8 protein-coding genes are annotated in these 13,390 nt (G+C 74.8%); all 8 read right to left on the bottom strand.

Annotation, left to right across the window (positions count from 1 at the left end; translation table 11 throughout):
• Positions 1 to 92 precede the first annotated feature (92 nt).
• A complete protein-coding gene (typA, locus tag AC0B61_RS15160) occupies positions 93 to 1,997 on the bottom strand; it encodes a translational GTPase TypA (protein ID WP_471741117.1) in 1,905 nt (634 codons plus the stop codon).
• A gap of 236 nt (positions 1,998 to 2,233) precedes the next feature.
• Positions 2,234 to 4,024, bottom strand: a complete 1,791-nt coding sequence (locus tag AC0B61_RS15155) for an ABC transporter family substrate-binding protein (RefSeq protein WP_471741116.1) — start codon at positions 4,022 to 4,024, stop codon at positions 2,234 to 2,236.
• Positions 4,025 to 4,116: 92 nt separating this feature from the next.
• Positions 4,117 to 6,726, bottom strand: coding sequence for a SpoIIE family protein phosphatase (locus AC0B61_RS15150; protein ID WP_471741115.1), 2,610 nt, complete (start codon positions 6,724 to 6,726; stop codon positions 4,117 to 4,119).
• 246 nt (positions 6,727 to 6,972) lie between these two features.
• The gene (locus AC0B61_RS15145; protein WP_471741114.1) at positions 6,973 to 9,714 is read right to left on the bottom strand and encodes a SpoIIE family protein phosphatase; all 2,742 of its coding nucleotides are present in this window, start codon (positions 9,712 to 9,714) and stop codon (positions 6,973 to 6,975) included.
• A gap of 139 nt (positions 9,715 to 9,853) precedes the next feature.
• The gene (locus tag AC0B61_RS15140) at positions 9,854 to 10,342 is read right to left on the bottom strand and encodes an NUDIX domain-containing protein (RefSeq protein WP_471741113.1); all 489 of its coding nucleotides are present in this window, start codon (positions 10,340 to 10,342) and stop codon (positions 9,854 to 9,856) included.
• A gap of 17 nt (positions 10,343 to 10,359) precedes the next feature.
• Positions 10,360 to 10,563, bottom strand: coding sequence for an SPOR domain-containing protein (locus tag AC0B61_RS15135; RefSeq protein ID WP_471741112.1), 204 nt, complete (start codon positions 10,561 to 10,563; stop codon positions 10,360 to 10,362).
• A gap of 206 nt (positions 10,564 to 10,769) precedes the next feature.
• Entirely contained in the window at positions 10,770 to 12,290 is a 1,521-nt protein-coding gene (locus AC0B61_RS15130) for a DUF4190 domain-containing protein (protein ID WP_471741111.1), read from the bottom strand.
• 147 nt (positions 12,291 to 12,437) lie between these two features.
• The gene (locus AC0B61_RS15125; RefSeq protein WP_471741110.1) at positions 12,438 to 13,256 is read right to left on the bottom strand and encodes a methyltransferase domain-containing protein; all 819 of its coding nucleotides are present in this window, start codon (positions 13,254 to 13,256) and stop codon (positions 12,438 to 12,440) included.
• Positions 13,257 to 13,390: the final 134 nt, after the last annotated feature.

The following is a 13,390-nucleotide window of genomic DNA, read 5'->3' as shown; positions in this document are numbered from 1 at the left end:
CGACAACTTGGAGTAGTTGAAAAAGTTCGCCCCCCTCTCCATGGGAAAGGGGGGCGAATCATTCCGGCCAATGGCCGTTCAGTGCGTCTTGATCAAGACTTCTTGGCGCGCGAGGCAGTGCGTCCGCGGTCCTTCTGGTCGAGGACGACCTTACGGATGCGAACCGTCTCCGGGGTCACCTCGATGCACTCGTCCTCGCGGCAGAACTCCAGCGACTGCTCGAGCGAGAGCTTGCGCGGCGGGACGATCGACTCGGCCACGTCGGCGTTCGACGACCGCATGTTGGTGAGCTTCTTCTCCTTGGTGATGTTCACGTCCATGTCGTCGGCACGCGAGTTCTCACCGACGATCATGCCCTCGTACACCTCGGTGCCCGGCTCGCAGAAGAGCACGCCGCGCTCCTGCAGGTTGGTCATCGCGAAGGCGGTCACCACGCCGGCCCGGTCGGCGACCAGCGAACCGTTGTTGCGGGTGGTCAGGGTGCCGAACCACGGCTCGTGGCCCTCGTGGATCGAGTGCGCGATGCCGGTGCCGCGGGTGTTGGTGAGGAACTCGGTCCGGAAGCCGATCAGACCGCGGGACGGGACGACGAACTCCATCCGGACCCAGCCCGAGCCGTGGTTGGACATGTTGTCCATCCGGCCCTTGCGGATGCCCATGAGCTGCGTGACCGCACCCATGTGCTCCTCCGGCACGTCCACCGTGAGGCGCTCGACCGGCTCGTGGGTCTTGCCGTTGACCTCCTTGGTGACCACCTGCGGCTTGCCGACGGTCAGCTCGAAGCCCTCGCGGCGCATGGTCTCGATCAGGATGGCCAGCGCCAGCTCACCGCGGCCCTGCACCTCCCAGGCGTCGGGACGCTCGGTGTCCAGCACGCGCAGCGAGACGTTGCCGATCAGCTCGCGGTCCAGGCGGTCCTTCACCTGGCGGGCGGTGACCTTGCGGTCCACCTTGGCGACGGACTTGGCGTCCGCGCCCTTGCCGCTGCCGCCCCGGCCGACCAGCGGCGAGGTGTTGGTGCCGATGGTCATCGAGATGGCCGGCTCGTCCACCGTGATCAGCGGCAGCGCGACCGGGTTCTCCGGGTCGGCCAGGGTCTCGCCGATCATGATGTCGGAGATGCCGGCGACGGCGCAGATGTCACCCGGGCCCGCCACCTCGGCCGGCTTGCGGGTGAGCGCCTCGGTCATCAGCAGCTCGGAGATGCGGACGTTCTGCATCGTGCCGTCGCGCTTGATCCAGGCCACGGTCTGGCCCTTGCGCAGCTCGCCCTGCTCGACGCGCAGCAGCGCGATGCGGCCGAGGAAGTTGTCGGCGTCCAGGTTGGTGACGTGCGCCTGCAGCGGGGCGGCCTCGTCGTAGGCCGGGGCCGGGACGTGCTCCAGCAGGGTGGAGAAGAACGGCTCCAGGTTGGTGCTGTCCGCCGGAACCGTGCCGTTCTCCGGCTTGGTCAGCGAGGCGACGCCGTCCCGGGCGCAGGCGTAGACGATCGGGAACTCGATCTGGTCCTCGTCCGCGTCCAGGTCCAGGAACAGGTCGTAGGTTTCGTTGATGACCTCGTCGATCCGGGAGTCCGGACGGTCGGTCTTGTTGATGCAGAGGATGACGGGCAGCCGGGCGCTCAGTGCCTTGCGCAGCACGAAGCGGGTCTGCGGCAGCGGGCCCTCGGAGGCGTCGACCAGCAGGACGACCGCGTCCACCATCGACAGACCGCGCTCGACCTCGCCACCGAAGTCGGCGTGGCCCGGGGTGTCGATGATGTTGATGGTGATGGGCGCGCCACCATCCTTCGGGTGGTACTTGACCGCGGTGTTCTTCGCGAGAATGGTGATGCCCTTCTCGCGCTCCAGGTCGTTCGAGTCCATCATGCGGTCGTCGAGGTGCTGGTGGGCGGCGAAGGCGCCGGCCTGCTTCAGCATGGCGTCGACCAGCGTGGTCTTGCCGTGGTCTACGTGGGCGACGATGGCGACGTTACGGATGTCGTTGCGCGTGGGCATGCCTTGCGGATTCTCCCGGAATCGTGGGTTGCGGCGCCCGGCTGCGTGACGCGCACTTGCGATCCCTGTCGATCGCCGCCGCCCGTTCCGCCTGCTACTACCGGTCCACCCGCCGGGCATATCGACATGCCTCGGCTTCCTCCTATCGTACGGGGAAGCGCCCAGGTGGGCGGAAACGAGCAGGTCGGGCGGGATCAAGATCACAGGTTGGCACCCGCTGTCCAGCCCCGGACACCCTACGAAGGCCGGATCCACCCCACGTCCTGGAAGCGCGGCCAGCCGAAGCCGAACGCTCCGGCGCCCGCCACGCCCTGGCGGACGCCGACCAGCTCCGGGCGCTGGTAGAGCGGTACCGAGTGCCCGAGCTGCCAGATCCGGACGTCCGCCTCCTGGAGCAGGTCGAGTCGGGCCGCCGGGTCCGGTTCGGCGGCCGCCCGGTCGAAGAGCCGGTCGATCTCCTCGGTGCCGCTGCGGCCGTAGTTGGTGCCGGGGTCGAGCGCGCCGTCGGGGTCGGGCCGGGGCTTGGCGTAGGCGGGGCGCTGCTCGCTCGCCGGGCTGGGGCCGGCGGGCCAGGAGAACAGCGCGAGGTCGTAGTCGCCGGCGGCCAGGCGGTCCCGGACGAAGGCCTCGGCGGGCGCGGTCACCGGCTTGACCGCGATCCCGGACTCGGCGAGGACGGCAGTGAGCGCGTCGGCGGTGCGCTTGGCGGTCGCCGAGCCGGCCGGGACGAGCAGGGTGAGGGCGAGTTCCCTGCCGTCCTTCGTCCGGGGGCCGCCGCCCGGGGGCCGTTTCCAGCCCGCCTCGTCGAGTTGCCGGGCCGCGTCCTGCGGTCCGGCCGCCGCGCTGTTGTCCCGGTAGCCGTCCTGGTCCCCGGCGAACAGGTGGCTGCCCAGCGGGGCGGCGGGCAGGCCGAGCGGGGTGAGTGCGGCGTCGGCGATCCGCCGCCGGTCGACGGCCCGGCCGAGGGCGCGCCGCAGGGCCGGGTCGGTGAGCGGCGGCCGGGCGGCGTTGACGGTGAGCTGGGTGAGCGCGGCCGCGGCGGCCCGGTGCACGGTGATGCCGGGGAGGGCCTGGGCGCGCCGCAGGGCCTGAGCCGACGCCTCGGGCGCGGCCGCGGGCGGCGCTGCCCCCGGGGTGGGGGTGGTGGGCGCCGGCGCCGCGCGGTCCACCGTGGTGGTGAGCGGGGCGATGTCCAGCCGGTTCAGGTCGAGCGCGTCCAGCCGCTGCTCGGGCGGGGTGGCGAGGAAGTCGATCCGATCGGTCTTCGGCGGGTCGCCCCACCAGAGCGGGTTGCGCACCAGGGTGACCCGCCCGCCCCCGGTGTCGTACGTGGCGAGGGTGTACGGACCGGCGCTCGGGTGCGTGCCGCCGGTCAGCGCCCGGTTGAAGGCGTCCGGCGTGGCCGTGTCGGCGGCCGGGTAGAGCGGCGCGAACAGCGAACGCCATTCGGCGTACGGCCGCCGGAAGGTGACCCGCACCTCGTGCGGGTCGGCGCCCTGGGTGACCGCGTCGATGGCGTCGTACCCGGCGGGGTGCCCGCCCCGGTAGGCCGGGTCGAGGCCGGAGAGGGCGGCCCGCTGCGCGGCGAGGTCCGCGGCCTTCAGCGGGGTGCCGTCGCTCCAGACGGCGTGCGGGTTGAGCCGGTAGGTGACGACCTGGGGCTGCTGCCCGGGCGGGGTGGATTCGGCGCCGGCCAGGTAGTCCGGGTCGGGGACGAGCCGGCCGTGCTCGTCGGGCCGGAACAGCGAGGGGTACAGCGCGTGGGCGACCAGCGCCGAGTCGGCGGTCGCCGCGCCCTGGTAGACGTTCAGCGTGGCCGGAGTGCCGTCCACGGCCCAGCGCAGCGTGCCGCCGTCCCGGACGGCGGTGCGGTCGGCGGGCCGGACGTCCCCGGTGTCGGCGGTGGGGTCGGCCCGGACCGGTGCGGGAGCGGGGGTCCGGCCGGGGGCCTGCTCCTCGGAGCAGCCGCCGAGGCCGGCGGCGATCAGCAGCGCGGCGGCTGCGGCGGTGAGCTGGCGGACGCGCATGGCGGCCATCGAACGCCGCCGCCCGCGGCCCCGCCCGTACCGACACGGCGGGCCGCGGGCGACTGCACCCGTTCGGCCCACCGCCCGGGTGGCTACAGGGCGAGCTCGAACCAGACGATCTTGCCCTTGGGCGTCCGCCGGCTGCCCCAGCGCTCGGCCAGCAGGCTGACCAGCTGCAGGCCGCGCCCGCCCTCGTCGGTCTCCTGGGCGCGCCGCTGCCGGGGCTGGGCGTAGCCGTCGTCCCAGACCTCGCAGACCAGGCCGCGATCGCGCAGCAGCCGCAGCCGGATCTCGCCCCGGCCGTGCTTGAGCGCGTTGGTGACCAGTTCGCTGACCAGCAGCTCGGTGGTGTCGACCAGTTCCTCCAGCCCCCGGGCCAGCAGCCAGCTGCAGGCCAGCTCCCGGGCCTTGGCGACGGAGGTGGGCTCGGGCGGCAGGAACCACTGGCCGACGGCGTCCTCGGGGAAGCCGTGCACCTTGGCCATCAGCAGGGCGATGTCGTCCTCGCCGTGGTGCGGGTTGAGTTCGCCCAGCACGTGGTCGCAGAGGTCTTCCAGGCCCTTGCCCTCGCCGGAGAGAGCCGAGCGGAAGGCCTTCAGGCCCTCGTCCAGCTGGTGCTTGCGGCTCTCCACCAGGCCGTCGGTGTAGAGGGCGAGCACCGCGCCGTCCGGGAGGAGGAACTCGACCTCCTCGAAGGGCTCGCCGCCGACGCCGAGCGGCAGGCCGGGCGGCACGTCGAGCATCAGGGCACTCTCGCCGGGGCTGAGCAGGACGGGCGGCAGGTGGCCGGCGTTGGCGAAGACGCAGCGGCGGGTCACGGCGTCGTAGACCGCGTAGACGCAGGTCGCCAGGTAGACCTCGCGGGCCTCCTCGTCGGCCGTCGAGGTGAGCCGCCCGTACGGGGTGGGCGGGCCGACCGGCACGGAGTCGTCGCCGAGGCCGCGGGCGATCTCGTCCAGGGCGCCGAGCACCTCGGCGGGGTCGAGGTCGAGCATGGCCAGGGTGCGGACGGCGGTGCGCAGTTGGCCCATGGCGACGGCGGCGCGCAGGCCGCGGCCCATCACGTCGCCGATGACCAGCGCGGTGCGGTTGCCGGGCAGCGGGATGACGTCGAACCAGTCGCCGCCGACCTCGGTGTTGTTGTTGCTGGGCAGGTAGCGGCAGGCGATCTCCAGGCCGCTGGCGGCCGGGTTGCCCGGGGGCAGCAGGCTGCGTTGGAGGATCAGCGCCCGCTCGTGCTCGCGGCGGTAGAGCCGGGCGTTGTCGATGCAGACGGCGGCGCGGGCGACGAGTTCCTCGGCGATCGCGACGTCGCGGGCGTCGAAGGGCTCGCTGCCGATGGCGCGGGAGAGCTGGACGAGGCCGAGGACCTGGTCGCGGGCGACCAGCGGGACGATCAGGGTGGAGCGCAGCAGCGGGTCGCGCCCGGGCTCGGGGACGACGCTGCGGCCGGTGCGCAGCGCCCGGGCGTGCGGGGAGCGGCGCGGGTAACAGAGGGTGCCGCCGGCTTCGGCGATGGGCAGGCCGGTGACGGAGCCGAGCACCGAGGAGGCCCCGCCGAGGACGCTGGACACGGCGACCCGGCGCAGTTCGCCGCTGCCGTCGGTGAGCACGGTGTCGCCGAGCCGGCCGGCGCTGGGGACGGTCTCGCCGGAGAGCAGCGCGGTGTAGAGGTCGACGGTGGCGAGGTCGCAGAACGGCGGGACGACGACGTCCAGCAGTTCCTTGGCGGTGGTCTCCAGGTCGAGCGTGGAGCCGATGTGCGCGCTGGCCTCGTTGAGCAGGGCCAGGTTGCGGCGCACGCCGTCGGCCTCGCGCTCGGCGACGTGCCGGCTGGTGACGTCGGAGACCTGTCCGGCCACGCCGGTGGGCTGCCCGGCGGCGCCGTTGAGGCGGTACAGCGAGACGGCCCAGAGCCGGTTGCCCTCGCGGGTCGGGACGGCGCCGTGGAAGCGCAGGTCGAAGACGGGTTCGCCGGTGGCGAGGACCTTGCGCAGGGCGGCGGTGAGCCGGTCGGCCTCGGACGGCGCGAAGAGGTCGTGCGCGGTGAGGCCCTCCAGGTCGGTGGGGACGAGTCCCATCCCGGCGGCGAAGGCGTCGTTGACCCGCTGCAGCCGCAGCCGGTCGTCGAACAGCACGAAGCCGGTGGGCGTCTGCCCGAAGACGGCTTCGGAAGCGGCGAGGTCGGTCTCGATCCGGCGCAGCCGTCCGAGGTCGACGGCCAGGCAGGTGGCGCCCGCGGTGGGCAGGGCACTGTCGGGCATCAGGTAGAGCTCGGCGAGGCCTTCGCTGCCGCCGGCGTCCCGGTAGGGGGCGGTGCCGACCCACTCCTCGCCGGCGAGGGTGCGCTCCAGCCGGGCGCGGCCGCGCTGCCAGAGCTCGCGGGGGACGAAGGTGGTGATCGGGTCGGCGCCGACGGCTTCGGCGGCGGGGACGCCGAAGAACTCCGCGGCGCGCTCGCTCCACTGGCTGATCCGCCCGTCGGGGCCGATCGCGAAGGTGGCGACCCGGATGTAGTCGTAGATCGAGCCCGGGTCGCCCGCCCCCCACGTCTGGGCCTCGGCGGCGGGGTGGCCGCCCTGGCGCACGGCGTCGCCGCCCGGCGGGGCCGCCGGTACGGGCAGGTGCGGGGAACCGGCCTGCCCGGGTACGGCGGCATGACCGCTGCTGCTCGGCGCGCTCCGCGCCGGAGTGCTGTTCAACGGACCGACCCCTCCAACCCGCGACCGTCCGGATGTCGAGAAGACCGAGTATTCATCATCGAGGGGTACGTTCACACGCCCTCAACATCACAACATCAGATCGGGCGAAGGTTTTTGTCCTATCGCCCGCGCAACCACAATGCCACGCTCGCGCCCCCTGCCGGAGCGCGCGCTCCCCCCGGGCCACCGATGGCATATGCGGTACCGCTCCCCTGGCGCTCGTGCCGGTCCTCCTCGGCTCACGGCTCACGACTCGTCGGGCTCATTACCCGGCAGCGCCTGCTCGAACCAGACCACCTTGCCGATCCCCTCGGCCCGGGCTCCCCAGCGCAGTGCCAGCCGGCTGACCAGCTCCAGGCCCCGGCCGCCCTCGTCGGCCTCGGCCGCGTGCCGCTCCCGGGGCGGGTCGGGCAGCGGGTCGGAGATCTCGACGAGCAGCGTCTCGCCGAGCGTCAGCCGTACCCCGATGGGGGCGCTGGCGTACCGGACGGCGTTCGTGACCAGCTCGCTGACCAGCAGCTCCGCGGTGTCGGTGAGTTCTTCGACGTGCCACTCGGCGAGCGTGGCGCGGACCAGCCGGCGGGCCCGGGAGACGGCGGTGGGCTCGGCCGGCAGGGTCCAGCCGGCCGTCGGGGTGCCGGCCTGGCCGTGGCCCAGCCGGGCCAGCAGCAGCGCGACGTCGTCCGGCTCGCGGCCCTGCTCCATGGTGTCGAGCACCGCCTCGCAGGCGGCCTGGATGGAGGCGTGCGGCTCCTGGAGGACGGTGAGCAGCCGGCCGAGGCCGACGTCCAGGTCCTTGTCCCGGGACTCGACCAGGCCGTCGGTGCACAGCGCGAGCAGGCTGCCCTCGGGGATCTTCAGTTCGACCGACTCGAACGGGACTCCGCCCACGCCGAGCGGGGCGCCGGAGGGCAGGTCGAGGATCCGGCCGGCGCCGCCGGGCAGCGGGCCGCCGGTGCGGGTCGGCTCCCGGAGCTCCTCGCCCGGCACCACCAGCACCGGCGGGATGTGCCCGGCCTTGGCGACGGTCAGCCGGGCCGTCGCCGGGTCGAAGACCGCGTAGATGCAGGTCGCGAGCAGTGCCTCGTCCGGGCCCTGGGCGAGGTCGTCGGCCAGCTCGTGGACGTGCCGCAGCAGGACGTCCGGCGGCAGGTCGAGGGCGGCCAGCACCCGGACCGCGGTGCGCAGCCGGCCCATGGTGGCGGCGGCCCGCAGGCCGTGGCCCATCACGTCGCCGACCACCAGGGCGGTGCGGTCGCCGGGCAGCGGGATGACGTCGAACCAGTCGCCGCCGACCTCGGTGCCGATGCTGCCGGGGACGTACCGGTAGGCGACCTCGACGCCGGTGGGCTGCGGGACCTGCTGCGGGAGCAGGGTGCGCTGCAGGGTGAGCGCGGCGGTGCGCTCGCGGGCGTAGAGGCGGGCGTTGTCCAGCGAGCTGCCGGCCCGGTCGGCCAGCTCGACGGTGAAGGCGAGGTCGTCCCGGTCGAAGCCCTCCCGGTAGCCGGCCCGGCTGACCAGCAGCAGACCGATCACGATGCCCCGGGCGCGCAGCGGGACGACCAGCATCGAGTGCACGCCGAGGTCGCGGGCGGCCTGCATCTTGGGATCGCCGGGGTAGGTGACGTCGTCCAGCTGGTCGGCGCCGGAGAGCAGTTCGGGCACGCCGGTGCGCAGCACCCGGCCGCAGGCGGAGTCCTCGGCGAAGGTGATCCGGGCGCCGCGGCGCAGCATCACGTCGACCTCGGGGCCGTCCTGGACGGAGGCGGTGCCGAGCTGGAGCAGCGAGGTGCGCCGGTCGTGGCCGTGCCGGGGCAGGTCGTCGCCGTGCGCGACGGCCTGGAGCAGGATGACCGCCGAGTGGTCGGTGAGCCGGGGGACGACCGAGCCGGCGAGCTCCTGGGCGATCCGGGAGGCGTCCAGCAGGTCGCCGACCCGGGAGCCGAACTCGTTGAGCAGCGAGAGCCGGCGCCGGGCGTGCTCGACCTTGGCGACGGCCCGGTAGCGCTCGGTCACGTCCATCACGGTGCCGGAGATGCCGAGCACCCGGCCGGAGCGGTCGGTCATCCGGCTGTACGAGATCGAGCGGTAGCCGGCCCGGGTGGTGACCGGGGAGGCCAGGGTGACGTCGATGACCGGTTCGCCGGTGGCCAGCACCTGGCGCTGGATGGCGGTGATCTCGTCGGCGGCCCGCTCCGGCAGGGTCTCGCCGGTGGTGCGGCCGACGTGGTCCTCCAGGGCGACGCCGTTCATCTCGGCGAGGGTCCGGTTGACGGCGGTGTAGCGCAGGCCGGTGTCCAGGATGGCGATGCCCAGCGGGGACTGCTCGAACAGCGCGTCGCGCACCGCGAGATCCCGCTCGACGGCCCGTACGGCCGCCGCCTCGGCCAGGTTGACCTGCAGGAACGGGGTGCCGTCGCCGTCCACCAGGAGCGAGATCCGGGCGTCCACGGCGATCGGCACGCCGTCCCGGTCGCGCAGCTCGGCGTGGCCGGCCCAGCGGCCGTGCCGAAGGGTGTCCTGGATGGCCGCGCGGATCCGGCCGACCTGCTCCTGGTCGGGGATCAGCTCCTCGATCCGGCGGCCGACCAGCAGCTCGTTCGGCCAGCCGAGCAGTTCCTCGGCGGCCGGGCTCCAGAGCACCACCCGGCCCGCGGTGTCCAGGATCGCGATGGCGACCTTGAGCATGTCGAGCAGGCTGCCCCCGGGCCGGGCGCCGGCACCGCTCGGGGTGTCGCCGGGCCCGCCGGGGAACGGCCGGCCGGGGCGGCTGCGCAGGCCGCTGCGGGCTTCCGGCTCGGGCGGTGTCAGGGTCGGCGCCGGCTGGGCGGGCGCGGTCTCGGGGGCGGCGACGGCGCCCCGACGGCGCCCGGTCGACGGCTGGGGGGCCGCCGGACGGGCGGCGCGGCGCAGCCGGGCGCGGGCGGCGGCGCTCCCCGCGGGGCCTGCCCGCCGCTCTCCCCCGCCGCCGTTCCCGGTACTCGACACCGACGGGGCCTCCGGCTCTGGTCGGGATCGGCGTCGCCGGCTGGGGACGGCTCACCGATGGTGGCGAATAGTGCCGAAAAGCGACATACCCAGCGGAACCCAGGCTATCCCGGCCGCCGGGTCCTCTTGTCCGATTGACCTACCCGGCGGACTGCGCGTCGTCCACCGTCCCCGGCCTGGTCAGCAGCGCGGCGACGGACGGCAGCACGTCCCGGTCGTGGTCGATCCAGTCGACGGCGTCCAGCTCGTCCGGGCCCAGCCAGCGCAGCGCGTCGTGGTCCTGCAGCGCACGCGGCTCGCCGGCCAGCAGTTCGGCGGCCCAGAACCGCAGCTCCAGGCCGGGGCGCACGGCCCACGCGCCGGGCAGCCGGGACAGCGCCCGCGCCCGTACGCCCAGCTCCTCCAGCAGCTCGCGCTCCAGCGCCTGCTCCTCGGTCTCGCCGGGCTCCGCCTTCCCGCCTGGGAACTCCCACCGCCCGGCCACCGCCTCGGGCGCGCTGCGCCGGGCGGCGAGCACCCGGCCCTCGTGGACCAGCGCGCCGCCGACCACGATCCGGGGGCCGGCGGGGCGGTCTGCGGGGCGGTCGGCGACGAGCTCCAGGGGCTGTGCGGCGGGTGTGGCGTCCATGGCCCCGACCCTACGGCTCAGGCGTTGCGGGGTGCGCCGTCACCGGTCCCGGCCGCCCGGGCCGGCCGCGCTGCCCCGGCGTCCTCGACCCAGTACAGCTGCTTGTGGCCGCGGGCCTCGAACTCGGCGGCCAGCCGCTGTGCCTCGGCCCGGTCCAGGTCCGCGGCGACCAGGAAGCGGTTGCCGTTGTCGTCCTGCCGCATCACCCGATAGGGGCCCATGGCGGGAGCGTATCCGGCGCGCACCGGGCGCGGTTCCCGGTCACGGACGCCGTCGCGCCCCCGGCTCGCGTGGGGGTCGGGCCGGGGGCACGCCCGGGACACTACGCGCGGCGCGCTACCGGCAGGTACGGCCGCGGTTAACGGCCGGTAACCGCGGCCGCGGCGGTTCCCCGCAGGTTCAAGCCCGCAGGCTCAGACCCGAAGGTTCAGACCCGAAGGTCGGGCACCTGCTCGCCGGTGGACAGGCCGAGCGTGCGGCGGATCTCCACGGAGATCGGCACCGTCTTGGCCACCAGCGACCTGGCCCGGCGCAGGTCGCCGGCCAGGTCGCTGCCGGCGGCCGCGGCGTCCCAGGCGGCGGCCGCCTGCGACTGGGCGTCGACCAGCTTGGCGATCTTCGGCTGGACGTCGGCCGGCCAGCTCGCGGCCGGCCCGCCCAGGGCGGCGGCCTCGGCGCGGGAGGCGGCGGCCATCCGCCGGGCCCAGGCCCGGTAGTCGGCCTCCGCGGCGGAGACGTCCTTCTTGGGCTCGTCCAGGTAGGTGCCGTTGAAGCCCCGGACGGCCTCCAGGTAGGCCAGCTGAGGCGCGGTCAGGCTGCCCCGGTCGGTGTGGACCGTCCCCCGGTGCTGGTCGTCGCGGTCCTCGAAGCCGCAGGTGACGTACCGTTCGCCGGTCGCCCAGTTGCTCGCCGTCGGGTAGAGGTAGACGTCGTCCATGCCGTCCGGGACGGCCCACTGGTCCAGGGCGTAGTCGTCCAGCACCTTGCGGCAGAGCTGGACGGCCGACTCGCGGACCGTACTCTCCCCCGGGTAGGGGCCGTTGCCGCCGGGGACCTCGACGGTGCCGGCCACCTCGCCGTGGTGCGGTTCGGAGCAGGCCACCCGGCGCACCCAGTACACCGTCTCGTCGCCGTCCGCGCCGGTCACCGAACCGCCGTCGGGGGCGCTGTAGCAGTCGCCGGTCTTGAGCGCGGACCAGTGGACCGAGCCGGCCGGCGGCTTCGGGGCCTGCCCGAACCGGCCGGGCCGCGCGGAGCCGAAGTCCCCCGCCCCCAGGAGCAGGGCGAGCAGCACCGTGCCGATCGTGCCGAGCACCACGCCCGTCACCGCCATGCCGAAGCCGCGCTCCTTGCGGCGGTTGATCTGGACCAGCGCCACGATGCCGAACACCAGCGCCACCGGCGCCACCAGGACCAGGCCGGTCACCAGGGAGCCGACCGCGAAACCGTTGTTGGGGGCGGCGCTGCCGGGGGCGGCGGCCGGGGCGAAGCCCGGGGCGTACGGGTGGCCGGGCCGGAAGCCCGACTGGGCGGCGGGCGTCACGGAGGCCCAGCCGCCGGCGGGCAGCGGGTGCGGCGGCTGGGGCGGGGCGGACGACGGCAGGGGGACGGCCTGCGGGGGCGCGGGAGCGGGCGGCTCGGGGGCGGCCCAGGGGTCGGCGGGTGCGGGCGGGGCGGGCGCGGGCGGCTGCGCGGCTGCCGCGGGCGGAGGGGTGTCGAGCGGCGTCGCCCCGGGGGCCTGCGCGGGCTCGTCGGCCTCCTTGCGGAAGTCCACCCGGGGGTCCTGGCCCGCCGCCGCCGGCGCCGCCACGGCCGGGGCCGCGCCGCCGTCCGCGGCCACACCGGTGCCCGCACGCACGCCGGGGTTCGTATCCGCGCCGGAATCCGGACCCGTCCGGGCGGGCTCGTCTGCCGCCGGGGCGAGCAGCTCGGACTCAGGCTTGGACACGTGGACTCCCCCAACCCGCCGGAGCGGGCATCGGCTCGGCGTTCGCCACCATGGCTCGGGCCCGAACGGGCCCGATGTGAACGGTCGCGCGACTTTACCCGATCTTTCCGAACGCCTGCCCGTGCCCGCCGGGGGCCCGCCGTCCGCTCAGCCGCGGGCCAGGATCTCGCCGTGCAGCATCGAGAACCAGCCGTCACCGGCGGCGCTCCACTCCCGCCAGCCGGCCGCGATCTGCTCCGGCTCGTCCCGCTCCGCGTAGCCCCGCTCGACCACCGTCCGGCCCAGCGCGGTGCCGGTCATCCGGTCCGCCCACATGCCGCCCCACCAGGCGCGCTGCTCGGGCGTCGCGTACGTCCAAGTGGTGGCGCCCGCGGTGACCTCGGCGAAGCCGGCCGCGCGCGCCCAGGACAGCAGCCGCCGGCCGGCGTCCGGCTCGCCGCCGTTGGCGCGGGCGGTCCGCCGGTACAGCTCCAGCCACCGGTCCAGCGCGGGCACCTCGGGGAACCAGGTCATCGAGGCGTAGTCGACGTCGCGCGCCGCGACCCGCCCGCCGGGGGCCGTCACCCGCCGCATCTCGTGCAGCGCGGCCACCGGGTCGGCCACGTGCTGCAGCACCTGGTGGGCGTGCACGACGTCGAACTCGCCGTCCCGGTAGGGCAGTCGATGGACGTCGGCGCGCTCGAAGACGACGTTGGACAGACCGCGCGCCGCCACGTACCCGGCGGCCTGCTCCAGCACCTCGGCGGAGGTGTCCACGGCCACCACCCGGCCGTCCGGCCCGACCAGCTCGGCCAGGTCGGCGGTGATCGTGCCGGGCCCGCAGCCGATGTCCAACAGAGCCTGTCCGGGCCGCAGTTCGGGCAGCAGGTAGGCGGCCGAGTCGGCGGCGGTACGGGAGCGGTGGGAGCGCAGCACGGCCTCCTGGTGGCCGTGGGTGTAGACGGCGGCGGGCTGCGGTCCGGACATGGGATCCCCCTGAGGCGTGGTCGGTCTGCCGTTCTCCGAGGGCTCCGACGCTACCCGTCGTCCCGCATCCCGAGAATATATGTCTCACCTGTCGATCAGCCGGGGCCCGGCCGGCACCCGGCCGCCGTACCGTG

The organism is Kitasatospora sp. NPDC023385, assembly GCF_055664045.1.
The sequence above is the reverse complement of the archived record's forward strand: the minus strand, read 5'-3'. Positions and strand labels throughout refer to the sequence as shown.